Below are 22,608 nucleotides of genomic sequence, written 5' to 3'. Positions count from 1 at the left end.
GGCGGCATGCCGACTTGGCGGGCGCTATCTATTGATGGGCCAGGCCCTGCCCCTGATAGGCAGAAGGCGGGGGTGTCATGCGATGCAACTCACCCTGCAGAAGCTCGAAAATGTCCATAGCGAGCCGCAGGTTGAAACGCTTGTCGTCGAAGAACATGCCGTAGCGGATCTCGAGCCCGCCCGGAATGACCTCGACACAGTCTTCATGCAGCGCCGGATTGCCATCGAAAACGAAACCCGGCAGCGGTGAGACCGCAGCCCCGTTGGCGACCAGCTTCATGGCGTTGGTGATGTCATCCACCTCGCCGATCACGTCATAGGAAACACGGCGATGGCGGAGCCATTCGCGGGCGACAATGCCGAGCGGCGACTGCGGATTGGTCAGCACCACCGGTATGGAGCCGCTGTTTCGCTTGGTCTGTTCGGCCAGCTCGCGCGAGCCCATCCACCGCATCGCATATTCGCTGATCAGATCCGGCCCCATTTCATTCGGGTAGAGCGCGCGGAAAACGGCATCCACCTGCCCCAGATCGTACATCTCTTCAAGCCGCCTGGAATCGGCGATGCGCCAGCTCACGCTTTCCTTGATCTTGCCAAGCCGCCCGAGCCCGGCAAGCAGCAGCGGCGCGGTGTAGGTGCAGATACCGACCTTCAGCTTGGAAACATTCTTTTCATAGCCCACCGTGCGCAGCCGCCGCTCAAGATCGAGCATCTGGCGGATAAGCCGGGAAATCTCTTCCTTCACGATGATCCGGTTGCCGAGTTTCTTGATCAGCGGCGTGCCGATCGCCTTCTCAAGACGCCCAGATGCATACTCACTGCCGGCTGGCTGATGCCCAGCTTCTGCGCCGCGCCGGTCAGGCTGCGCGTGTCGATGACCGCTTCGGCAGCCCGCAAAGTTGCAAATGAAAGTCCATCCTGTCTGTGCATGCCCATATGCTCTACGCCTCGCTTCATAAGAGGTGGGAATCTGACCTGAAAGACGCTGCCGCGAACGCGGCACACAACGCTCCTGCAAGACGGCAATAACCGTCCGTCCGCATCACACGGTTCACCCGAGCGATGCAGTTTCACGATGCGCTCTGCACCGTTCTGCATCAGCCACGCCAAGCGCTGCCGATGCGACGCCAACTCATCAGCCCGGACCCGAATGACCCGGAAAACCGATCAAAGCGGCGCTACAAACATGTCCGCTGAAACATAAGTACCCCCGGAATTCCGACGTACCCTGCTCGATACAACTTCTGAACGATATCGGATTCAGATTACATATACAACCTGTAATGGATTATGTGGATATCTATGCAACCTTTGAGGAATCAATATCGGGAAAATCCATATTTTTCATAAGGATACTCGGTTATCAACATCGATAAGTGATAAACAAGAAATACAACTTATACACTAAATTCCACGTATAATTATGCGTATACAACCCCGTAAAAAAGCCGGCCACGAGGGCCGGCTTTTGCCGATTCTGAAGGGAGCGAAAAAGCGTCGAAGCCGACGGCTGCTCCACCAATATTCCAGACCGCCTCTTGAGCGCCCGAACGCTCGCAGGACGATCTAACGCTCCATGCGGAAGCCCAGAAGCCTCAGCGCATTCAGCGTCACCAGAACGGTCGCGCCGGTGTCTGCAAGGATTGCGATCCAGAGCCCCGTGACGCCCAGCACCGTGGTGACCAGGAACACCGCCTTGAGCCCCAGCGCGATGGCGATATTCTGATGGATATTGGCCATCGTCGCACGCGCCAGCCGCACCATGCCGGCGACATCACCCACACGGTTGCGCAGAAGCGCGCCATCGGCCGATTCGAGCGCCACATCGGTGCCCGAGCCCATGGCCACGCCAACATTGGCGGTGGCCAGCGCCGGCGCGTCGTTGATGCCGTCGCCAACCATCATCACCGTGTTCCGACCGGTCAGCTCACGGATCGCGGACACCTTGTCATCGGGCAGAAGCTCGGCGCGATACTCCATCGAAAGGCGTCCCGCGATGGCTTCCGCCGTGCGCGCATTGTCACCGGTGAGCATCATGGTGCGCACGCCGAGCGCCTTGAGCGCCTGCATGGCGGCGGCGGCATCCTCGCGCGGCTCGTCGCGCAGGGCGATCACGCCTGAAAGCGCACCGGCGCGGAAAACGGCGGCAACCGTCTTGCCCTCGGCCTCGAGAGCCTCAATGCGGCTCCTTGCCAGCGCGGTCATCGCGCCTTCTTCCTCGGCATGGCGCGGCGAACCAACGAACACGGTCTCACCACCCACGCGCGCTTCCACACCGCGGCCGGGAATGGCGCGCGCATCCCTGCCCGCCTCATAGGAAACGCCAAGGCTCTCGGCATGGGCCAGAACGGCCTCGGCCAGCGGATGGCTGGAACCGGCTTCAACGCCGGCAGCCAGCGCCAGAACACGCGCCTCATCGCCATCGGCCGCCCACACATCCGTCACCGCCGGACGGCCGACCGTGAGCGTGCCGGTCTTGTCGAAGGTCACGAGATCGGTCCGGGCGGCAGCCTCGATAACGGCTCCGCCCTTCAGAAGCAGGCCACGCCGCGCACCGGTGGAGAGTGCGGAGGCGATGGAAGCAGGAACGGAGATCACCAGCGCACAGGGGCAGCCGATCAGGAGCAGCGCCAGCGCGCGATAGATCCAGACATCCCAGGCAGCCCCCGCCGCAAGCGGCGGCACGATGGCGACCAGCAGGGCGAACCCCACCACTGCCGGCATGTAGTAACGGCTGAACCGGTCGATGAAACGCTCCGTTGGCGCACGCGCATCCTGCGCTTCCTCGACCAGACGAATGATGCGCGCAATGGTGTTGTCCTCCGGCGCGCGCGTCACGCGCACACGGATCGCCGCATCGGTGCTGATCGAACCGGCAAAGACGTCTTCGCCCTCGCCCTTCGTGCGCGGCACGGATTCGCCCGTCACCGGCGCTTCGTCGATGCCGGCAATGCCGTCGACGATCTCGCCATCGGCAGGAATCCGGTCACCCGGCCGCACCATGACGATCTGGCCGATTTTCAGCTCTGCGGCCTGCACCTTGCGGGTCTTGCCGTTTTCCTCAAGCAGCGCGGTCTTGGGCACCAGATCGCCCAGCGCCCGGATGCCGGCGCGCGCGCGGTTGGCCGCCACACCTTCCAGCACTTCGCCCACCGCGAACAGGAAGACGACAAGCGCCGCCTCCTCGGCAGCGCCAATGAACAGGGCACCGGCGGCGGCCACCGTCATCAGCATCTCGATGGTGAAGGGCATGCCTGCACTCAGCGCGGCAAAGGCCCGGCGGGCGATGGGCGCAACGCCGATCAGACAGGCCGCAACGAAGGCCCACATGCCGAGTTCACCCGGCAGCAGGAATTCCGCACCCCAGGCGGCGACCAGAAGAAGTCCGGTCAGGATCACGAGACGCCCCTTGCCGGTCTGATACCAGCTGCGGTCGCCATCATCCGCGCCGTGCACATGACCGGCAACGCCATGTCCCGGATCGGCGCGCTCAACTTTAGAACCCTGCCCATGCGTGTGGTCATGCCCACTACAACAGGACCTCTGCGCGACCGTAGCCGTTTCGGCCGCTTCCCCGCGCTGACGCGGTGCAATCGAATAGCCGAGTTTCTTGACCGCACGCTCCACCTTGTCGCGCCCGGTCTTGTTTTCATCCAGCGACAGGGCCAGCGTCTCGGACATCACCGAAACACTGACATCACTCACACCGGGAAAACGCTCCACGGCTGTGCGGATCTTGTTCGCACAGCTTCCACAATCCATACCGCCCACCTTCCAGGAATAGGGGTTTGCGGCGCTATCATCCTGTTTCAAGGACACGATGATTCTCCTTACAGACTTTCAACGCCTGCAAGGATAGGATCTCTAGTCACTAGAGCTTCAAGAGGGAAAATGCGCGAACTCGATCAACCGGCCTGATGCACGGGTTCGCCGCCGATCCAGGTGGAGACAACGCCGAGATCATCGTTCAGAACCACGAAATCGGCGTCCCTGCCAGCGCCAAGGCGGCCCTTGGCGTGATCGAGCCCGATGGCCTGCGCCGGATAGACGCTTACCATGCGAAGCGCTTCCTCGAGCGGCAGCCCGACCGTGCGGTGCAGATAGGCAACCGTCGCAATCATGTCGATATCGGCGCCGGCCAGCGTCCCGTCTTCCAGCGTCAGCCGGCCGTTTTCACGCATGATCGTGCGGCCGTTCAGCGTGAAGGATTTCAGATCGGTGCCGATGGTCGACATGGCGTCCGTCACCGCGAAAATGCGGGCCGGGCCATTCTTGCCGCGCAGGGCAACGCCAATCGCCACCGGATCGACGTGAACACCATCGGCAATGATGCCAACCCACAGACGGCCACTGTCGAGCGCAGCGCCAACGACACCCGGCTCGCGATGGGCAAGCGGGCTCATGGCATTGAAGAGATGGGTTATCAGCGATGCGCCCGCCTCGGCATAGGCCAGCGCCGTGCGGCAGCTCGTGTCCGTGTGCCCGAGGCTCACCTTCACACCGCCCCCGACCAGCGCCTTCACCTGTTCAGCCGTCGCATTTTCGGGCGCCAGCGTCACCATCAGCGCCGGCAGCTCCCGGCGCGCCTCGATCATGGCGGCGAGATCGCCATCCTCCAGCGGACGGATCAGCGCCGGATCATGCGCGCCCTTGCGCGCGATGGAAAGGTGCGGTCCTTCCAGATGCAGGCCGAGAAAGCCGGGCATCTTCATCCGCGCCGCTTCAACACCGGCGGCAATCGACGCTGCGGTCGATTCACGCGTATCGGTGATCAGCGTCGGCAGAAGCCCGGTCGTGCCGAATTTCGCATGCGCGCTGCAGATTTTCTGCAGTCCCCCGACCCCGCAATCGCCGTCGAACATCACGCCGCCGCCGCCATTGACCTGCAGATCGATGAAGCCCGGCACGACCATCGCACCGCCCGCCTCGCGCCGTTCGCAGTCGGGAGCAAGCGCGTCCAGCGGCTCGATCCCGGCAATCCGGCCGTTCTCGACGATCAGCGCCCGGTTATCCTGCCAGGCGTCTCCATCAAAGATGCGCGCGCCGACGAGTGCGAAAGAAGACATGTCTCGGTTCCGATTTTCTGGATTACATCAACGTTCCGGGATCTTCAGCTCGGCGACGAAATCATAGGCGTCGCCGCGATAGATCGAACGGGTGAATTCAATGACCCGGCCATTGGGCAGGTAGGAAACGCGCTCGATATAAAGCGCGGCCTCACCGGGCGCGACCTTGAGAAGCTTGGCCTCGCGCTCATCCACATTGCGCGCGGAAATGCGCTGCGTGGCGCGGCACGGCCGGGCAGAACGCATGTCCAGCGCATCATAGAGCGAATCCGTGACCGATGCCGGATCGGGAAGGAAGCTGCCGATGATGGATGCCCGCTCGATGGCCATGGGCACATCGTCGGCGATGCGCAGGCGCTCCAGCCGGGAGACCGTATCTCCCACCGAAAGCCCCAGCACCATCATTTCGTCAGGAGACGGCGCGACAACCACCCGCTCCAGCCACTCGGAGCGGGCAGACAGTCCGCGCCGCGCCATGTCCTCGGTGAACGAGGTCAGCAGCGAGAGAGACTGCTCGACGCGCGACACCGAGGGCGCAACGAACGTGCCGGAACCGTGGCGGCGAATGAGACGCCCCTGCTTCACCAGATCATCGACGGCGCGGCGCACCGTGACACGGCTCAAGCCCGTCAGTTCGGCAATGTCGCGCTCGGTCGGCAGGGCCGCGCCCTCGCCCAGCACGCCGCCGCTGATCGCATCTTCAAGAAGGCGACGCAGGCGCACATAAAGCGGGCCGGACCCCATGGCCGCAACGCTCTCTTCGGTGAAGAGTTTCGATACGCTCATCGTCGCACCTCCCCTTCCATGGCCGGCGGGAACGCGCGCAGCGCAAGCTGCACCGCACCACCCAGCGCGTCGGCCAGTGGCTCTTTCAGGATCGCCTGATGCCGCGGCTCAAGCCGCCCGGCATAGAGCGCCCCGAGACCACCCAGAAGGCAGAGGCGTTCGCATCCGTCAAAAACGACCGTGTCGAGCGTCTCGGTGATATCGCGCACCGTGTCGCGCAGGATGCGTCCGGCCAGAGGGTCGCCCTGATCGTCGTACTCGAAAACCATCGGCGCGAAGGAGCCATAATCGGCCGGCCGCGCATTCTGCTGCGCGAACTCCACCATCGCTTCCGGATTGTTCTGGAAATGCGCCATGACGGCGCGGCTGAGCGGCGTGTGTTCGCGAATGCCGTCATGGGCGAGCAGGGTCTGCTGAAGCAGCGTGCGGCCAAGAACCGCGCCACTGCCCTGATCGCCGATGGCGAAACCCCAGCCGCCCACATTGCGCAGCTTACCACCGGATCGCGCCACATAGGCGGAGCCGGTGCCCAGAATGGCCATGACGCCGTCATTGTCGCCCAGCGCGCCCTGAAGCGCGATCAGACCGTCATGCACGAATTGTGTGTCGGCAAATGGCAGTGCCCGGGCAAGCGCCCGCTGACGCTCACCCACATTGATGCCCGCAAGCCCCAGATAGGCCGGAATGCCGGAAAGATCGAGCGCATCGAGCCCTGCATCGTGGAGCGCCTCACGGGCGGCCATCACGATGTTCTCGCCAATCGCGTCCGACGCGGTAAAAATATTGGCGGAGCCGCGTTTTCCGCGCCCGAGAACATTGCCATGCCGGTCGGCCAATGCGGCCCGGCAGCTCGTTCCCCCACCATCGATTGCAATGACAAATTCGCTCATGATCACTCCTCGCAATCATGATACCAAAAAGATACCTCTAGGAAACAAGAAAAAACAGAGCGCCGATAATTTAACGCATCCATCTGTTTTTGCTTCATAAAAATCTGCGCTACTCAAAAAACCGTTCGAAGATGAAAGATTCACCTCTGGACAAATGGTATTTTTTTGGCCTTTAATTTCTCCATTGGAGGAGCAGAGGGGTCCGGGGAGCGGAGCGCACAAGGCACACAAAGAAGCGCCAGTGCGTGACCAGAAAACCGGAAATGCCGGCCGGGCTCAAGAGCCGGCTACCAAAAAGAACCTCCATAGGAACAGTTCAGCAGCGCTCCGGGCGCCGTTGCGACCTGTCGTGCAGGCGCGGCTGCGATGCCCCGGGGCAAACCAGGGAGAAGACCATGATGAAATCCACCAAACTGGCGTTACTCGCCGCAACCATGCTCGGCGCGTCCGGCGTGGCGATGGCGCAGGATGCCGAGCTCACCATCGAAAGCTGGCGCAATGACGACCTGACCATCTGGCAGGAAAAGCTCATCCCGGCTTTCGAAGCCAAGAATCCCGGCATCAAGGTCAAGTTCGCGCCGAGCGCGCCGACCGAGTACAACGCGGTCCTCAATTCCAAGCTGGACGCCGGCACGGCTGGCGACCTGATCACCTGCCGTCCGTTCGACGCATCGCTCAGCCTCTACCAGAAGGGTCACCTGTCGGCGATCCAGGATCTGGAGAACATGGCGAACTTCTCCGACGTGGCGAAGGCCGCATGGAGCACGGATGACGGCGCGGAAACCTTCTGCGTGCCGATGGCGTCCGTGATCCACGGCTTCATCTACAATGCCGACGCTTTCGAAGAGCTGGGCATCGAGCCGCCGAAGACCAATGAAGAGTTCTTCGCCGTTCTCGAGAAGATCAAGGAAGACGGCACCTACATTCCCATGGCCATGGGCGCCAAGGACCAGTGGGAAGCCGCCACGATGGGCTACACCAATATCGGCCCGAACTACTGGAAAGGCGAAGAAGGCCGTCTGGCGCTGATCAGCGGCGAGCAGAAGCTCACCGACGACCAGTGGGTCGAGCCCTTCCGCCAGCTCGCCGCATGGGCGCCCTATCTGGGCGACGGCTATGAGGCGCAGGCCTATCCCGACAGCCAGAACCTGTTCACGCTCGGCCGCGCGGCGATCTTCCCCGCCGGTTCGTGGGAAATCTCGATCTTCAACGACCAGGCCGACTTCAAGCTGGGCGCATTCGCACCGCCAGTGCAGAACGCCGGCGACGAGTGCTACATCTCCGATCACACGGATATCGGCATCGGCATGAACGCCAAGACCGAGAATGCGGAAGCCGCCCGCACCTTCCTGAACTGGGTCGGTTCGGCTGAGTTCGCCTCGCTCTACGCCAACTCGCTGCCGGGCTTCTTCTCGCTCTCCAGCGAAACGGTCGAGATGGAAGATCCGCTGGCGCAGGAATTCGTTTCCTGGCGCGAAACCTGCAAATCCACCATCCGTCCCGCGCATCAGATCATCTCGCGCGGCACGCCGAACCTCTGGAACGAGATGTGGAACGTCTCGGCCAATGTTCTGCGCGGCGCACAGTCGCCCGAGGATGGCGCGAAGCAGCTTCAGGACGGCCTGGCAGGCTGGTACGAGCCGCAGCAGTAAATCCTGATCCTTTGAACAGGAAGCCGGGTCCGCCACCTGCGCGGGCCCGGCGCCATAGAGCCTTTTCCGATCAGATGAAATCACCTGATCGGCAAGAAATGGCTCCAGATTCAATAAGTTGAGCAGTTCCTTTTCCATCGCATTGGTTCATTCCGAACGGGAAATGCTCTAGAGAGACGTTCCATGGCCCAAGCCACCAAGAAGCCCATACGCTGGCATATCGCCGTGTTTCTGGCGCCCGCCGTGCTGATCTACACGGCCATCATGATCATCCCGCTGTTCAGCACACTGCAGCTGGCCATGTACAGCGACGTGGAAAACAGCCAGGTCTATGTGGGCCTGCAAAATTTCCGCGCCCTGTTCGGCGATCCGCAATGGTCGGATCAGTTCTGGAACGCGCTCAAGAACAACATCTGGTTCTTCATCGTTCACATGATCGTGCAGAACCCGATCGGCATTCTTCTGGCTGCGCTGCTTTCAAGCCCGCGCCTGCGCATGCGCTCCTTCTATCGCACGGCCATCTTCATCCCGACGATCCTTTCCTTCGTCATTGCAGGCTTTGCGTGGAAACTCATCCTGAGCCCGTTATGGGGCGTGGCCCCCAACCTGCTCGACATGGTCGGCCTGAAAAGCCTTTTCCAGCCCTGGCTCGGCAAGGAAGCCTACGCGCTGACGACGCTGGCGCTGATTTCGGTGTGGCAGTTCGTCGGCATTCCGATGATGCTGATCTATGCCGCGCTGCTCTCCATCCCGGACGAGCTTCTGGAAGCCGCCGAGTGCGACGGCATCACCGGCATGGCGCAGTTCTGGAAGGTCAAACTGCCGCTTATCCTGCCCGCCATCGGCATCATCTCGATCCTCACCTTTGTCGGCAATTTCAACGCGTTCGACCTGATCTACGCCACGCAGGGCGCGCTGGCGGGACCAGATTTCTCGACCGACATTCTGGGCACGTTCATGTTCCGCACCTTCTTCGGCTTCCAGCTTCAGCTGGGTGACCCGAACCTGGGCGCGGCCATCGCCACCGCCATGTTCGTCATCATTCTCATCGGCGTGTCGATCTATCTGTTCGGCATCCAGCGGCGGCTGCGCCGCTACCAGTTCTGAGCGGGAGGACACAGACATGAGCATGGCAAGACACTCCCCCGCCCGCTCCATCGCCGCCCATGCGGTGCTGGCCACCTACACGATCATCGCACTGTTCCCGGTGTTCGTGATCGTCATCAACGCCTTCAAGTCGCGCAAGGCCATCTTCCGCACGCCGCTGGAGCTGCCCAATGCGGAAAGCTTCAGCTTGGTCGGCTTCGAAACCGTTCTGAAACAGGGCGACTTCCTGCTCTATTTCCAGAACAGCTTCATCGTCACCGTCGTGTCGCTGTTCATGGTGCTGCTGTTCGGCGCCATGGCCGCCTTCGCGCTTGCCGAATACCGCTTCAAGGGCAATTCGCTGATGGGCCTTTACCTGGCGCTCGGCATCATGATCCCGATCCGGCTCGGCACCGTGGCGATCCTGCAGATGATGGCCGCCTCCGGCCTCGTCAACACACTGACCTCGCTGATCCTCGTCTACACGGCGCAGGGCCTGCCGCTGGCCGTCTTCATCCTGTCGGAGTTCATGCGACAGGTATCCGACGACCTGAAGAACGCCGGTCGCATCGACGGGCTCAGCGAATACCGCATCTTCTTCCGCCTCGTCCTGCCGCTGGTGCGGCCGGCCATGGCCACGGTCGCGGTCTTCACCATGATCCCGATCTGGAACGATCTGTGGTTCCCCCTGATCCTCGCCCCTGCCGAGGAAACGAAAACCATCACGCTTGGCGCACAGGTCTTCATCGGCCAGTTCGTCACCAACTGGAACGCGGTTCTGGCGGCCCTCTCGCTCGCCATCCTGCCGGTGCTGATCCTCTATCTGATCTTCTCGCGCCAGCTCATCCGCGGCATCACCTCGGGAGCAGTGAAATGAGTGCGCAGGAGACGCCCGTGCGGGTGCTGGTCGCAGGCCTCGGCAATATGGGAATGAGCCACGCGCTCGCCTATCACGCCAATCCCGGTTTCGAGATCGTCGGCCTTGTCAGCCGCTCGAAGCCGGACCTGCCGGATGCGCTGAAAGCCTATCCGCACTTCACCGGCTATGAGGAAGCGCTGGCCGAAACCCGGCCGGATCTCGCCTCCGTCAACACCTATTCCGACAGCCATGCGGCCTACGCCATCGCCGCGATGGAAGCCGGCGCACATGTGTTCGTGGAAAAGCCGCTGGCCACCAATGTCGCAGATGCAAGGCGCGTGGTGGAAACGGCAAAGGCCCATGGCCGCAAGCTGGTCGTCGGCTACATTCTGCGTCACCACCCCTCCTGGGTGCGGCTGATCGAGGAAGCGCGCGGGCTCGGCGGGCCTTACGTGTTCCGGCTGAACCTGAACCAGCAGTCCTCCGGTCCGAGCTGGCACACACACAAGCAGCTGATGGAGACCACGCCGCCCATCGTCGACTGCGGCGTGCACTATGTGGACGTGATGTGCCAGATCACCGACGCCAAACCGGTGAAGGTGCGCGGCATGGGGGTCCGGCTTTCAGACGAAATCGCCCCGGATATGTACAATTACGGACATTTCCAGGTGATGTTCGAAGACGGTTCAGTCGGCTGGTATGAAGCCGGCTGGGGGCCGATGATGTCGGAAACCGCCTTCTTCGTGAAGGACATCGTGTCGCCGAATGGCTGCGTCTCCATCGTCATGGACGAGGGCGCGAAATCGGACGACATCGACGCCCACACGAAAACCTCACGCATCCGCATCCACAGGGCCGAAACCAATGCCCAGGGCCGCTTTGCCAATGAGGACACGCTCCTCTCCATGGAAGGCGAGCCGGGCCATCAGGAGCTGTGCGACCGCGAACAGGCCTTCGTTCTCAAAGCCATCCGCGAAGACATCGATCTCTCGCGGCACATGAACGATGCCGTGCAATCTCTCAACATCTGCCTCGCCGCCGACGAAAGCGTGCGAAGCGGCAAAGAAGTAGAACTGTAGGACGAAACCGTGGGCTCACTCGCACTCAAGAACATCACCAAGTCGTTCGGCCAGGTAGACGTCATCAAGGGCGTGGACCTGGAGGTTCAGGACGGCGAACTCGTCATCTTCGTCGGCCCGTCGGGCTGCGGAAAATCCACCCTTCTGCGCATCATCGCCGGGCTGGAGGACGCCAGCGGCGGCCATGTCGAAATCGACGGCGCCGAAGTCAACACAACGCCGCCCTCCAAGCGCGGCATCGCCATGGTGTTCCAGACCTACGCGCTCTATCCGCACCTCACCGTGCGCGACAATATGAGCCTCGGCCTGAAACAAGCGAAACACCCGGCCGCGCACATTGCCGAACGTGTCGATTTCGCTTCGAAAATGCTGTCGCTCGAGCCCTATCTCGACCGCCGGCCGGCAGAGCTTTCGGGCGGCCAGCGCCAGCGCGTCGCCATTGGTCGCGCGGTGGTGCGCAAGCCCAAGCTCTTCCTGTTCGATGAACCGCTTTCAAACCTCGATGCGGCGCTGCGCGTCAACACGCGTCTGGAGATCGCGCGTCTCCACCGCGAACTGGGCGCGACCATGGTCTACGTCACCCATGACCAGACCGAAGCCATGACGCTGGCCGACCGCATCGTCGTTCTGAATGCCGGCAGGATCGAGCAGGTCGGCACGCCGATGGAACTCTACAACGATCCGGCCAATCTGTTTGTCGCCGGCTTCATCGGGTCGCCGCAGATGAACTTCATCGAGGCTGCACGGCTTGGCCGCGACGATGCGAAAACCATCGGCATTCGTCCCGAACACATCTCCATTGTTGCCGAAGGCGGCGATATCGAAGGCCGTGTCTCTCACATCGAGCATCTGGGTGCAGACACCAATGTCTATCTGGACTGCGGCGAATCCGGCCTCGTCTGCGCGCGCCTGTTCGGCGAGCAGAACTTCGAGATCGACAGCACTCAGCAGGCAAAGTTCGACGAGAACCGCGTCTTCCGCTTCGACGACGAGGGCAAGGCCATCCGCCGGAACGGCTGAACAGGCTCCACTCAATATCGCAGGGGGCGCGGGCAGGTTTCATGTCTGCGCCCCTCCCTGCCCACTCCTGCCCTCCCTGTTCCCCCTGCGCCAAAACGCGCCGCAACCATTGCTTAGTCTATCCTTAACCCGTCCACCGGAAGCTGTTATCGTGCGTTTGATACGGACAGGAGGTTGGATTGGCCATGGATAGCGGATTTGTCCCGGTCTCCCGACGCGTCACCATTCAGGACGGCGTCTACCAGCAGCTTCGTCATGCGCTCATGGTCGGTCGTTTCGATCCCGGCCAGACACTCACAATTGCATCGCTCGCGGAGACTTTTGGCACCAGCCACATGCCGGTGCGCGAAGCCCTTCGCCGGCTTGCTGCCGAGAACGCGCTCGAAATCGCCTCAAACGGCTCCGCCCGCATCCCCGCCATCAGCATCGCAAGGCTCGATGATCTGTGCCGCGCCCGTGTCGCAGTGGAAGGACTTGCCGCAGAGCTCGCCTCCACCCAGGCGACGGACGAGGCCATCGGCACGCTCGAGCGCCTCACCACCGCACATGACGCCTCAAGCGGCGAGGAGAGCATCTACGAGATGCTCGTGAAAAACCGTGATTTCCATTTCACGCTTTATCGCTGTTCCGGTTCGGACGTGCTGCTGCAAATCGCGGAAACCTTATGGCTCCGTTTCGGCCCTTACATGCGCCTTCTCTCACGCCACCTGGAGCAAATTCTGCGCTCGCCGGAAGGCAAGAACTTCACCCGCCATCATCACGACGCCATCGCCGCCCTGCGCAGACAGGACGGCATTGGCCTGCGCCAGGCCATCAATGCCGACATTGGCGCAACACAGGCCCTGCTGCGTCCGCTCTGCAAGTGAGGTGCGATCCGCTTGGTGCCCCGCGCCCTCGTGGTTCGACAGGCTCACCATGAGGGCTGTTGGACTGCCGAGGGCGGTGTAATGCGCTGAATTGCGCTTTCTGAACATGTGAGGCAGAGCATTTTCAATGCCTTGCGCCGGCCTCCAGTATAGCCCTCATGGTGAGCCTGTCGAACCACGAGGGCGCTCGGCGCAACCGGCTGATACTCCCGGCTACTCCGTGGCAGGCGGCTTGTTCCAGTGAATGTGCTCCAGCGCCTGAATGCGGCTGCGCGCGGCGTCCCAGTCCCGGTGCGTCACACGGTCGACAATGGCTTCCGCCAGCGCCATCAGCACGACCCCGGAATCCCAGGTTCGGCCGGAATCGATGGCGCAGGGCAGAACCACCCGCGCGTAATGTGAGATCGGCGAAAGCCAGGTGTCGGTGATGAGCACAATGCGCGCCTTGCGTTCGCAAAGAAGCTCACTCAGATGCACGAGGTCGCGCTGGTAGCGGCGAATGTCGAACAGCACCACCACGTCCCCTGCCCTCACATCCAGCAACTGATCGTCCCAGGTGGAGGTCTGGTCCTGAAAGCGGCGCACATTGGGCCGCACGATGCGCAGATGCGCCGCCATGTAGCGCGCAATGGCATCGCTGAAGCGCCCGCCAAGCATGTAGCAGGCCGATTTGTGATCTGAAAGCAGCGCGCAGGCAGCCTCGAACTCGCTTTCGGGAATGGCGTCGAGCGTCGCCTGAATGTTGGCGGTCGCCCGTGCGAAGTATGACCCGAGCGCTGAGCCATCCGCGCTGCGCGCCGGCGAGGTGTCGCCTTTTTCCAGCGGCGAGAGAAGCTCCGCCTGGATCTCCGTGCGCAGCAGGCGCTGAAACTCCGGATACCCGGAGAAACCCAGCCGCGAGACGAAGCGCAGCACGGTCGGCGCGCTGGTTCCGGCAAGAGCGGCGAACTCGGCAACCGTCGACAGGCCGCTGCTCGGATAGTTGGCGAGAAACGCATGCGCCACTTTGCGCTCTGCGCCCGTCATCTGGCCGAGCGCTGCGTGAACCTGTTCTTTCATTCCCAAACGCGTTTCTCCAAAAGGCGCTGCCCCATTCCGTAACAAAAATTACACGATTGACAAATGAGCGGCAATGCTAATCAATATTACAGAGCCGTTTCAGGGGATCGTTCCACTCAAAAAACAACAAGGGAACGGACGGCTTGTGTGGAGGTTTGATGGTCAGGGCATTGCTTGCTCCATCCGAGGGACAGCCATTCGAGATCGAGCGCGCAGACGGGCAGTCGCCGGTCATTCTCGTGTGCGAGCACGCTTCGCGCTCCATCCCGCGCGCGCTTTCAACGCTTGGCGCAAAGCCGGAAACGCTGGCAAGCCACGCGGCCTGGGACATCGGTGCGCTGGCCACCGCGCGCAGGCTCTCGGCCCTGCTCGACGCGCCACTGATCCATCAGCGTTTTTCGCGCCTCGTCTATGACTGCAATCGCCCGCCGGAGGCGATGGACGCAATCCCGGAAATGAGCGAAGTCCACGCCATTCCAGGCAACCGCAACCTTTCCGACGATGCCCGGCGCGAGCGCGTCGCGGCAATCTACGAACCGTTTCGCGATGCGCTGGCGGAGCTGATCGCCAGCCGCACCGGCCCGGAGAAACTGCCGGTCATCGTCACGATCCACTCCTTCACGCGCGTCTATTTCGGCATCGCCCGCCATCGCGCCGTCGGCATTCTGCATGACCGCGACCGGCGGCTGGCCGACGCCATGCTTCAGCACGCCGAGGAGGAAGGCGTCGCCAATGCGATGCGCAACTATCCTTACGGGCCGGATGATGGCGTCACGCACACGCTGCGCCTCCACGCCATCCAGCACGGCCTCCTGAATGTCATGATCGAATATTGCAGCGACCTGATTGCCGACGAGGCGGGGCAACAGGAATGGGCGGAGCGCACTGCGCGGCTGCTCGAAGCAGCGCTGGAGCGCTTTCACATCGACATACACGCAGCCGGCCCAAAGCAGAACTGACAACAAAAACAGGGCTGGCGGCGAAACCAGAACGGGGAACGAGGGAGAGAGGAATGGGAGACAGGAGCCGATGCCAAACGCCATAAGGCGCTATGTGCGCCTGATCGACCGGACGAACCATTATGTCGGCCTGGTGGTCATGTACATGATCTTCCTGATGATCGGCATCCTGCTGTACTCGTCGATCATGAAGACCGTGTCCATTCCGCCGCTGTGGACGCTGGAAATGGCGCAGTTCGCCATGGTCGCCTACTACATGGTCGGCGGCGGATGGGCGCTGCAGAACGATTCCCACGTGCGGATGGACGTGATCTATGCGCGGTGGTCGCCGCGCACCAAGGCCATCGTCGATTCCATCACCATCCTGTTCCTGATCTTCTACCTGTCGCTGCTCCTTTACGGCGGCTTTTCCTCCACGTCCTACGCGCTGAAATACGGCGAAACCAGCTACTCGTCCTGGTCGCCCTACATGGCGCCCATCAAGATCATCATGTGCATCGGCATCGCGCTGACGCTGCTTCAGGCGGTGGCCCAGCTCTTCAAGGATCTGGCGCGGGTGCGCGGGGAGGAACTCACTTGAGCTACGAACTCACCGCCATCCTCATGTTCACGGGCATGATGGGCCTGCTTCTGACCGGCCAGCGCGTGTTTGGCGCCATCGGCTTCATCGCCGTGGTGTTCGCGCTTCTTCTGTGGGGCACGGGCGGCTCCGAGATCGCCTTCTCGGCCGCCATGAAGCTGATGAAATGGTACGCGCTGCTAACGCTGCCGCTGTTCATCTACATGGGCTACATGCTGTCGGAATCGGGCATCGCCGACGATCTCTACAAGATGTTCCATGTCTGGTTCGGGCCGGTGCGCGGCGGGCTTGCCATCGGCACCATCGCCCTGATGGTCGTGATCTCGGCCATGAACGGACTGTCGGTCGCCGGCATGGCCATCGGCGCGACCATCGCGCTGCCCGAGCTGCTCCGGCGCGGCTATGACAAGATCATGGTGACCGGCGTCATCCAGGCAGGCTCGTCACTGGGCATTCTCGTGCCGCCAAGCGTCGTGCTCGTGCTCTACGCAATGATCGCGCGCCAGCCGGTCGGCCAGCTTTGGCTTGCCGGCGTGTTTCCGGGTCTCCTGATGGCCGGCCTGTTCATCGTCTACATCGCCGTGCGCTGCTGGCTGCAGCCCAATCTCGGCCCCGTCCTTCCGGCGGAAGAGCGGCGCATTCCGATGTCGGAAAAGATCAAGCTCCTGTCGGCCGGCATCCTGCCCTTCATGATCTTCTTCCTGATGACCGGGCTCTTCGTCATGGGCATCACCAGCCTCGTGGAAAGCTCCGCCATCGGCGCGGTTTCGGCAACGGCGGCTGCCGCCATCCGTGGCCGGCTGACGCTGAAAGTGGTGCACGACACGGTGCGCAAGACGCTCTCCGTCTCATGCATGTTCATGTGGATCATTCTGGCCGCGCTCTGCTTCGGCGCGGTGTTCGACGGGCTCGGCGCGGTCAAGGCCATCGAGGGCTTCTTCCTCGACCAGCTCGGCCTGTCGCCCTGGGAGGTGCTGATCCTGATGCAGCTCTCCTATCTCATCATGGGCATGTTCCTGGACGACACGGCCATGCTGGTCATCGTCGCGCCGCTCTACGTGCCGCTGGTCAAGCTGCTCGGCTTCGACCTCATCTGGTACGGCGTGCTCTACACGATCACCTGCCAGATCGCCTACATGACCCCGCCCTTCGGCTACAATCTGTTCCTGATGCGCGCCATGGCGCCGCCGGAAATCAAGCTCGGAGACATCTACCGATCCATTGTGCCCTTCGTGGCGGTGATGGTGTTCGCGCTCATCATCGTCATGGTCTTCCCGCAGATCGCGCTGTGGCTTCCCCAGCACGTCTACCTTCGCTGACACGCCAAAAACCCAAGGAGGTCACGACCAGAAAAGCCTGCGCCAATGCCCGGCATCAACGACCGGGACAACAACCAGAGGAGTGAACAGAGATGCAAAACAGACGCGACTTTCTGAAGAAAGCGGGCATGGCATCGGCGGCGGCCGCTGGCACCACGGCCCTGGCAACGCCTTATGTTCGCGCGCAGAGCCCGATCCGCTGGCGGCTGCAGACCTATGCCGGACCGGCGCTCGCAGAGCATGTCGTCAAACCCGCCATCGACGCTTTCAACAAGGCGGCCAATGGCGAAATGGTGATCGAGCTCTACCACGCCGACCAGCTGGTTCCGACGGGCGAGCTTTTCCGCGCCATGCAGAACGGCACGATCGATGCCGTGCAGTCGGATGACGATTCCATGGCCGCTCCGGTCGATGTGTCGGTGTTCGGCGGCTACTTCCCCTTCGCCACGCGCTATTCGCTGGACGTGCAGGCGCTGTTCTACAAGCATGGCCTGGCCGAGATCTGGGAAGAGGCCTATGGCGAGGTGGAAGGCGTGACCTGGCTTTCCGCCGGCTCCTGGGATCCGTGCCACTTCAACACCAAGGAACCGATCAAGAGCCTGGAAGACCTGAAGGGCAAACGTGTCTTCACCTTCCCAACAGCCGGCAAGTTCCTTTCCCGCTTCGGCGTCGTGCCCGTCACCCTGCCCTGGGAAGACGTGGAAGTGGCGGTGCAGACGGGCGAGCTCGACGGCATCGCCTGGTCGGGCATCACCGAGGACTACACGGTGGGCTGGGCCGACGTCACGCCCTACCTGCTCACCAACAATATCTGCGGCGCGTGGGTTGGCTCCTTCTTCGCCAATTCCGACCGCTGGAACGAAGTGCCGGACCATCTCAAGCAACTCTTCCGGCTCGCCATGGACTCGTCGCACTATTACCGCCTGTACTGGTACTGGGCGGGCGAAGCAGATCTGCGCGTCAATGGCGGCAAGATGGAACTCACCACCATTCCCGATGCCGAATGGGCGACGGTGGAAGCCGAGGCCGAAAACTTCTGGGACGAGATCGCTGCCGAAGGCGGTCGCAAAGAGCGCGTGGTCGAGATCCTGCGCAACTACCGTTCCCTCATGCAGAAGGCCGGTCCGCCCTATCGCTACGGCTGAGCGCAACGCGACTTCATGGCCCCGGGGCGTTCGCGCCGGGGCCATATCCCGAAGCATCGGACAGAGCCGCGAAAGCGGTTTTCCTTTGTCCCGGTGCTCAATCCGCAAGTCAGATCACCGTTTGAGCGTCCGGATGACGCGCGGCGATCGGGAACCACCGACAGGACGAATTGAATGGCGGGCAAACTGACACTGGAAAGCCTCAGAGCAGCGGCAGAGGCCGGCGAGATCGACACCGTGCTCGTGGCGCTGGTCGACATGCAGGGGCGCCTGATGGGCAAACGCTTCCATGTGGAATATTTTTTGGAAAGCGCCTTTGAGGAAACCCATAGCTGCAACTATCTGCTCGCCACCGACATGGAGATGTTCACCGTCGAGGGCTACCACGCGACGAGCTGGTCGGCGGGCTATGGCGATTACACGATGAAGCCGGACCTCTCGACCATGCGCCGCATTCCCTGGCTGGAAGGCACAGCGCTGGTTCTGTGCGACGTGCTCGACCACCACACCCATGAGGACGTGCCGCACTCGCCCCGCGCCATCCTGAAAAAGCAGGTCGCGCGGCTGGAAGCCATGGGCATGAAGGCGATGATGGCCTCGGAACTGGAGTTCCACCTGTTCCGCGACACGTTTGAGGAAGCCGCCGCAAAGGGCTATCGCGGGCTGGAGCGCATCAGCGCCTACAACGAGGATTATCACATCTTCCAGACCACCAAGGAGGAGGATGTGATGCGGGCGATCCGCAACGGCCTCCATGGCGCGGATGTGCCGGTGGAGAACTCCAAGGGCGAGGCGGATGCCGGACAGGAAGAAATCAATGTCCGCTACACCGACGCGCTGACCATGGCCGACCGCCATTCAATCGTGAAGAATGGCTGCAAGGAGATCGCGTGGAAGGCCGGGCGCGCCGTCAGCTTCATGGCCAAGTGGGACGACAGCGCCGCCGGCAATTCCTCCCATGTCCACCAGTCTCTGTGGACGCTCGACGGCAAGCCGCTTTTCTTCGATCCGGCGGGCGAACACGGCATGTCCCCGCTCATGCGGCACTACATGGCCGGGCTTCTCGCCCATGCCGGCGAGATCACCTGTTTCCTCGCGCCTTATATCAATTCCTACAAGCGCTTTGCAGCCGGAACCTTCGCCCCCACCAAGGCGATCTGGTCGTTCGACAACCGCACGGCGGGCTACCGCGTCTGCGGTTCGGACACCAAGGCGGTGCGCGTGGAATGCCGGGTCGGCGGCGCCGACCTGAACCCCTATCTGGCCTTCGCCGCGCTGATTGCGGCGGGCATTCACGGCATCGAGAACAAGACCGGGCTGGAGCCGGCCTTCGTTGGCGATGCCTATGAAGGCCAGGGCGTGCGCGAAATACCGAAAACCCTGCGCGACGCCACCACCGCACTGGACGGTTCGGCCATGCTGCGTGAAGCCTTTGGCGACGCAGTGGTGGATCATTACGTCCACGCAGCCCGGTGGGAACAATCCGAGTATGATCGTCGCGTGACCGACTGGGAGGTCAGGCGCGGTTTTGAGAGAGCATGACATGACCAAGACACTGCAATGCATTTCCCCCATCGACGGCTCGGTCTATGCCGAGCGCGCCGTGATGGACCCCGACATGGCTTCTGCCCTTCTGGCGCGTGCGCGCCAGGCGCAAAAGGCCTGGGCCGCGCGTCCGCTTGATGAGCGCGTCGCGATGGTGAACGCCGGCGTCGCCCGCCTCAACGAGATGAAAGACGAGGTGGTGCCCGAGCTTGCCCACATGATGGGCCGCCCGGTGCGCTATGGCGGCGAGTTCGGCGGGATGAACGAGCGCTCCTCCTATATGGCCGGGGTCGCCGCTCGCGGCCTCGCCCCCATCGTTCTGGAGGATTCAGAGAATTTCGACCGCCGCATCGAACGCGTACCCCACGGGCTGGTCGGCGTCATCGCGCCGTGGAACTATCCCTACATGACGGCCATGAACACCATCGTTCCCGCCCTCATCGCGGGCAATGCCGTCGCCGTCAAACACGCCACGCAGACGCTGCTGGTGGGTGAGCGCATCGTGCGCGCCTTCCATGAGGCGGGCATTCCCGAAGAGCTGTTCGTCAACCTCTTCCTCGACCATGCCGGAACGGAAAAACTGATCGGCGAACGCTCTTTCGACTTCATCAACTTCACAGGCTCCGTCGGCGGCGGGCGCGCCATCGAGCGGGCGGCTGCCGGCACCTTCACCGGGCTCGGGCTTGAACTCGGCGGCAAGGATCCCGCCTATGTGATGGACGATGCGGATATCGACTGGGCGGTCGATGGCCTGATGGACGGCGCGATGTTCAATGCCGGCCAGTGCTGCTGCGGCATTGAGCGCATCTATGTGGCCGAGCGGCATTTCGACAGTTTCGTCGAGAAATCCGCCGAATGGGTCGGCAAGCTGAAGCTCGGCAACCCGTTCGATGCAGAAACCACCATCGGTCCCATGGCCAACCGCCGGTTTGCAGCCGAAGTGCGCAGCCAGACCGAAGATGCGCTGGCACAGGGCGCGAAAGCGCTGGTCGATCCGAAAGCCTTCCCCGAGGATGATGGCGGCACCTATCTCATGCCGCAGATCCTTGTGAACGTGAACCACCAGATGCGGGTGATGCGCGAGGAGAGTTTTGGCCCGGTCGTCGGCATCATGCCGGTGAAGAACGACGCCGAAGCCCTCGACCTCATGAACGATTGCGAATTCGGCCTCACCGCCTCGCTCTGGACCGCCGATCCGGACCGTGCGGCGTCACTCGGAGCCGAAATCGACACGGGCACCGTGTTCATGAACCGCGCCGATTATCTCGATCCCGCCCTGTGCTGGACCGGCTGCAAGAACACCGGGCGCGGCGGTGCATTGTCGGAAATCGGCTATCACAATCTGACCCGTCCGAAATCCTACCATCTGAGAAAGAAACAGGCATGAAGCTCGAAGGAAACTGGTCCTATCCCACCTCCGTGCGGTTCGGCGCGGGCCGCATCCGGGAACTGGCCGAGGCCTGCAAAGCGGCCGGCATCACAAGGCCCCTGCTCGTCACCGACCGGGGCCTCGCCGGCATGGAGATCACAAACAATGCCCTCGGCATTCTGGAGGAGGCAGGCCTTGGCCGCGCGCTCTTCTCGGAGGTCGACCCCAATCCCAATGAGAAGAACCTCGAAGCCGGCATCAGGGCGTTCGTGGATGGCGGACATGATGGCGTCGTCGCCTTTGGCGGCGGCTCGGGCCTTGATCTGGGAAAGCTGATCGCCTTCATGGCCGGTCAGACGCGGCCGGTCTGGGATTTCGAGGATATTGGCGACTGGTGGACCCGCGCCGACGCCTCGAAGATCGCCCCCAATGTGGCCGTGCCCACCACGGCAGGCACCGGCTCGGAAATGGGCCGCGCGGGCGTTCTCACCAATTCGCAGACCCATGTGAAGAAGATCATCTTCCATCCGAAAATTCTGCCCTCGGTGGTGATCTGCGATCCCGAACTGACCGTCGGCATGCCGAAGGCGATCACCGCGGGCACCGGCATGGACGCCTTTGCCCACTGTCTGGAAGCCTATTCATCGCCCTTCTATCACCCGATGAGCCAGGGCATTGCGCTGGAGGGGCTTCGGCTCGTGAAGGAAAACCTGCCGCGTGTCTATGAAAATGGCAGTGATCTGGAAGCCCGCGCGCACATGATGAGCGCTGCCGCCATGGGCGCGGTCGCCTTCCAGAAGGGGCTCGGCGCGATCCACGCGCTGTCGCATCCGGTCGGCGCGATCTACAACACCCATCACGGCACCACCAATGCCGTTGTCATGCCAGCGGTGCTGAAGCTCAATCGCCCGGAAATCGAGGACCGCATCGCCGCCGCTGCCGCTTATCTGAGCATTGCGGGCGGGTTCGACGGGTTCTTCGATTTCGTGATGCAGCTTCGGGCCGATCTCGGCATTCCCGACCGGCTGGGCGACATGGGCGTCGGCACGGATCGCATCGACGAGATGGTGGCGATGGCGCTGGAAGACCCAAGCGCCGGCGGCAACCCGGTCAAAATGACCGCCGCCAACACGAAAGCGCTGTTCGAAGCCTGCATCTGAGGTTCGGCGCACGCGCCCCTCATCCGCCTGCCGGCACCTTCTCCCCGTTCACGGGGAGAAGGACAGCGCGGCGATGACGGCGGAACCATTTCACCGATGCAGTGAAGGGCGCTAACACCAAAACTTCCTCCTTCTCCCCGCGCGCGGGGAGAAGGTGCCGGCAGGCGG

At 62.5% G+C, this 22,608-nt stretch carries 20 protein-coding genes; 13 read left to right on the top strand and 7 right to left on the bottom strand.

Annotated features, from left to right (window positions below):
* Positions 1-28 precede the first annotated feature (28 nt).
* From NDI72_RS04650 to NDI72_RS04625, 6 genes are all read right to left on the bottom strand, one after another.
* Positions 29-745 carry a LysR substrate-binding domain-containing protein gene (locus NDI72_RS04650; RefSeq protein WP_283799812.1) on the bottom strand — a complete coding sequence of 239 codons (717 nt, stop codon included), beginning with the start codon at positions 743-745 and terminating at the stop codon, positions 29-31.
* 26 nt (positions 746-771) lie between these two features.
* The gene (locus tag NDI72_RS04645; protein WP_283799811.1) at positions 772-930 is read right to left on the bottom strand and encodes a helix-turn-helix domain-containing protein; all 159 of its coding nucleotides are present in this window, start codon (positions 928-930) and stop codon (positions 772-774) included.
* Positions 931-1,566: 636 nt separating this feature from the next.
* The gene (locus tag NDI72_RS04640) at positions 1,567-3,762 is read right to left on the bottom strand and encodes a heavy metal translocating P-type ATPase (RefSeq protein ID WP_502888373.1); all 2,196 of its coding nucleotides are present in this window, start codon (positions 3,760-3,762) and stop codon (positions 1,567-1,569) included.
* Positions 3,763-3,905: 143 nt separating this feature from the next.
* Positions 3,906-5,066: an N-acetylglucosamine-6-phosphate deacetylase gene (gene nagA, locus NDI72_RS04635; protein ID WP_283799809.1), complete on the bottom strand. Its 1,161-nt coding sequence runs from the start codon at positions 5,064-5,066 to the stop codon at positions 3,906-3,908.
* 27 nt (positions 5,067-5,093) lie between these two features.
* A complete protein-coding gene (locus tag NDI72_RS04630) occupies positions 5,094-5,852 on the bottom strand; it encodes a GntR family transcriptional regulator (RefSeq protein WP_206547859.1) in 759 nt (252 codons plus the stop codon).
* The gene (locus NDI72_RS04625; protein WP_283799808.1) at positions 5,849-6,742 is read right to left on the bottom strand and encodes a glucosamine kinase nucleotide-binding domain-containing protein; all 894 of its coding nucleotides are present in this window, start codon (positions 6,740-6,742) and stop codon (positions 5,849-5,851) included. Before NDI72_RS04625 ends, NDI72_RS04630 begins: the two co-directional genes overlap by 4 nt.
* A 395-nt stretch (positions 6,743-7,137) precedes the next feature.
* Here NDI72_RS04625 and NDI72_RS04620 point away from each other — a divergent pair, with 395 nt between their 5' ends.
* The 6 genes from NDI72_RS04620 to NDI72_RS04595 all read left to right on the top strand — a co-directional run bounded on the left by NDI72_RS04620 (position 7,138) and on the right by NDI72_RS04595 (position 13,304).
* Positions 7,138-8,394, top strand: a complete 1,257-nt coding sequence (locus tag NDI72_RS04620) for an ABC transporter substrate-binding protein (RefSeq protein ID WP_283799807.1) — start codon at positions 7,138-7,140, stop codon at positions 8,392-8,394.
* A gap of 183 nt (positions 8,395-8,577) precedes the next feature.
* Complete coding sequence (locus tag NDI72_RS04615; protein WP_283799806.1) at positions 8,578-9,501, top strand: carbohydrate ABC transporter permease; 924 nt, start codon at positions 8,578-8,580, stop codon at positions 9,499-9,501.
* A gap of 16 nt (positions 9,502-9,517) precedes the next feature.
* Complete coding sequence (locus NDI72_RS04610; protein ID WP_113153017.1) at positions 9,518-10,357, top strand: carbohydrate ABC transporter permease; 840 nt, start codon at positions 9,518-9,520, stop codon at positions 10,355-10,357.
* Positions 10,354-11,418, top strand: a complete 1,065-nt coding sequence (locus NDI72_RS04605; RefSeq protein ID WP_206544244.1) for a Gfo/Idh/MocA family protein — start codon at positions 10,354-10,356, stop codon at positions 11,416-11,418. Before NDI72_RS04610 ends, NDI72_RS04605 begins: the two co-directional genes overlap by 4 nt.
* A 9-nt stretch (positions 11,419-11,427) precedes the next feature.
* Complete coding sequence (locus NDI72_RS04600) at positions 11,428-12,438, top strand: ABC transporter ATP-binding protein (protein WP_113153019.1); 1,011 nt, start codon at positions 11,428-11,430, stop codon at positions 12,436-12,438.
* 185 nt (positions 12,439-12,623) lie between these two features.
* Entirely contained in the window at positions 12,624-13,304 is a 681-nt protein-coding gene (locus NDI72_RS04595; protein ID WP_283799805.1) for a GntR family transcriptional regulator, read from the top strand.
* Positions 13,305-13,517: 213 nt separating this feature from the next.
* Here the strand turns inward: NDI72_RS04595 and NDI72_RS04590 are convergent, their stop codons facing one another.
* Positions 13,518-14,363 carry a MurR/RpiR family transcriptional regulator gene (locus tag NDI72_RS04590; RefSeq protein ID WP_113153021.1) on the bottom strand — a complete coding sequence of 282 codons (846 nt, stop codon included), beginning with the start codon at positions 14,361-14,363 and terminating at the stop codon, positions 13,518-13,520.
* 158 nt (positions 14,364-14,521) lie between these two features.
* On the opposite strand from NDI72_RS04590, the gene NDI72_RS04585 reads away from it, so the two are divergent.
* The 7 genes from NDI72_RS04585 to NDI72_RS04555 all read left to right on the top strand — a co-directional run bounded on the left by NDI72_RS04585 (position 14,522) and on the right by NDI72_RS04555 (position 22,440).
* Positions 14,522-15,322 carry an N-formylglutamate amidohydrolase gene (locus NDI72_RS04585; protein WP_283799804.1) on the top strand — a complete coding sequence of 267 codons (801 nt, stop codon included), beginning with the start codon at positions 14,522-14,524 and terminating at the stop codon, positions 15,320-15,322.
* Between the two features lie 70 nt (positions 15,323-15,392).
* Positions 15,393-15,902, top strand: a complete 510-nt coding sequence (locus NDI72_RS04580) for a TRAP transporter small permease subunit (protein WP_283799803.1) — start codon at positions 15,393-15,395, stop codon at positions 15,900-15,902.
* On the top strand, positions 15,899-17,221 hold the full coding sequence (locus tag NDI72_RS04575) for a TRAP transporter large permease (RefSeq protein WP_283799802.1): 1,323 nt from the start codon (positions 15,899-15,901) through the stop codon (positions 17,219-17,221). The genes NDI72_RS04580 and NDI72_RS04575 overlap by 4 nt, the downstream gene beginning before the upstream one ends.
* A gap of 92 nt (positions 17,222-17,313) precedes the next feature.
* On the top strand, positions 17,314-18,366 hold the full coding sequence (locus tag NDI72_RS04570; protein WP_283799801.1) for a TRAP transporter substrate-binding protein: 1,053 nt from the start codon (positions 17,314-17,316) through the stop codon (positions 18,364-18,366).
* Between the two features lie 174 nt (positions 18,367-18,540).
* Positions 18,541-19,908, top strand: a complete 1,368-nt coding sequence (locus tag NDI72_RS04565) for a glutamine synthetase family protein (protein ID WP_206994745.1) — start codon at positions 18,541-18,543, stop codon at positions 19,906-19,908.
* A gap of 1 nt (position 19,909) precedes the next feature.
* Positions 19,910-21,298, top strand: a complete 1,389-nt coding sequence (locus tag NDI72_RS04560; protein WP_283799800.1) for an aldehyde dehydrogenase family protein — start codon at positions 19,910-19,912, stop codon at positions 21,296-21,298.
* Positions 21,295-22,440, top strand: a complete 1,146-nt coding sequence (locus NDI72_RS04555) for an iron-containing alcohol dehydrogenase (protein WP_283799799.1) — start codon at positions 21,295-21,297, stop codon at positions 22,438-22,440. The genes NDI72_RS04560 and NDI72_RS04555 overlap by 4 nt, the downstream gene beginning before the upstream one ends.
* Positions 22,441-22,608 lie beyond the last annotated feature (168 nt).

This window comes from Nitratireductor sp. GZWM139 (assembly GCF_030068685.1).
In the GTDB taxonomy this organism is placed as follows: domain Bacteria; phylum Pseudomonadota; class Alphaproteobacteria; order Rhizobiales; family Rhizobiaceae; genus Nitratireductor; species Nitratireductor aquimarinus.
This window is presented reverse-complemented; position numbering and strand designations above follow the sequence as displayed.

Excerpts from the sequence above, each read along its gene's own strand:
- NDI72_RS04640 (WP_502888373.1), bottom strand. The coding sequence starts at position 3,762 with ATGGATTGTGGAAGCTGTGCGAACAAGATCCGCACAGCCGTGGAGCGT.
- NDI72_RS04555 (WP_283799799.1), top strand. The coding sequence starts at position 21,295 with ATGAAGCTCGAAGGAAACTGGTCCTATCCCACCTCCGTGCGGTTCGGC.
- NDI72_RS04605 (WP_206544244.1), top strand. The coding sequence starts at position 10,354 with ATGAGTGCGCAGGAGACGCCCGTGCGGGTGCTGGTCGCAGGCCTCGGC.
- NDI72_RS04645 (WP_283799811.1), bottom strand. The coding sequence starts at position 930 with ATGCACAGACAGGATGGACTTTCATTTGCAACTTTGCGGGCTGCCGAA.
- NDI72_RS04580 (WP_283799803.1), top strand. The coding sequence starts at position 15,393 with ATGCCAAACGCCATAAGGCGCTATGTGCGCCTGATCGACCGGACGAAC.
- NDI72_RS04595 (WP_283799805.1), top strand. The coding sequence starts at position 12,624 with ATGGATAGCGGATTTGTCCCGGTCTCCCGACGCGTCACCATTCAGGAC.
- NDI72_RS04570 (WP_283799801.1), top strand. The coding sequence starts at position 17,314 with ATGCAAAACAGACGCGACTTTCTGAAGAAAGCGGGCATGGCATCGGCG.
- NDI72_RS04590 (WP_113153021.1), bottom strand. The coding sequence starts at position 14,363 with ATGAAAGAACAGGTTCACGCAGCGCTCGGCCAGATGACGGGCGCAGAG.
- nagA (WP_283799809.1), bottom strand. The coding sequence starts at position 5,066 with ATGTCTTCTTTCGCACTCGTCGGCGCGCGCATCTTTGATGGAGACGCC.
- NDI72_RS04585 (WP_283799804.1), top strand. The coding sequence starts at position 14,522 with ATGGTCAGGGCATTGCTTGCTCCATCCGAGGGACAGCCATTCGAGATC.
- NDI72_RS04610 (WP_113153017.1), top strand. The coding sequence starts at position 9,518 with ATGAGCATGGCAAGACACTCCCCCGCCCGCTCCATCGCCGCCCATGCG.
- NDI72_RS04560 (WP_283799800.1), top strand. The coding sequence starts at position 19,910 with ATGACCAAGACACTGCAATGCATTTCCCCCATCGACGGCTCGGTCTAT.
- NDI72_RS04565 (WP_206994745.1), top strand. The coding sequence starts at position 18,541 with ATGGCGGGCAAACTGACACTGGAAAGCCTCAGAGCAGCGGCAGAGGCC.
- NDI72_RS04625 (WP_283799808.1), bottom strand. The coding sequence starts at position 6,742 with ATGAGCGAATTTGTCATTGCAATCGATGGTGGGGGAACGAGCTGCCGG.
- NDI72_RS04630 (WP_206547859.1), bottom strand. The coding sequence starts at position 5,852 with ATGAGCGTATCGAAACTCTTCACCGAAGAGAGCGTTGCGGCCATGGGG.
- NDI72_RS04615 (WP_283799806.1), top strand. The coding sequence starts at position 8,578 with ATGGCCCAAGCCACCAAGAAGCCCATACGCTGGCATATCGCCGTGTTT.
- NDI72_RS04620 (WP_283799807.1), top strand. The coding sequence starts at position 7,138 with ATGATGAAATCCACCAAACTGGCGTTACTCGCCGCAACCATGCTCGGC.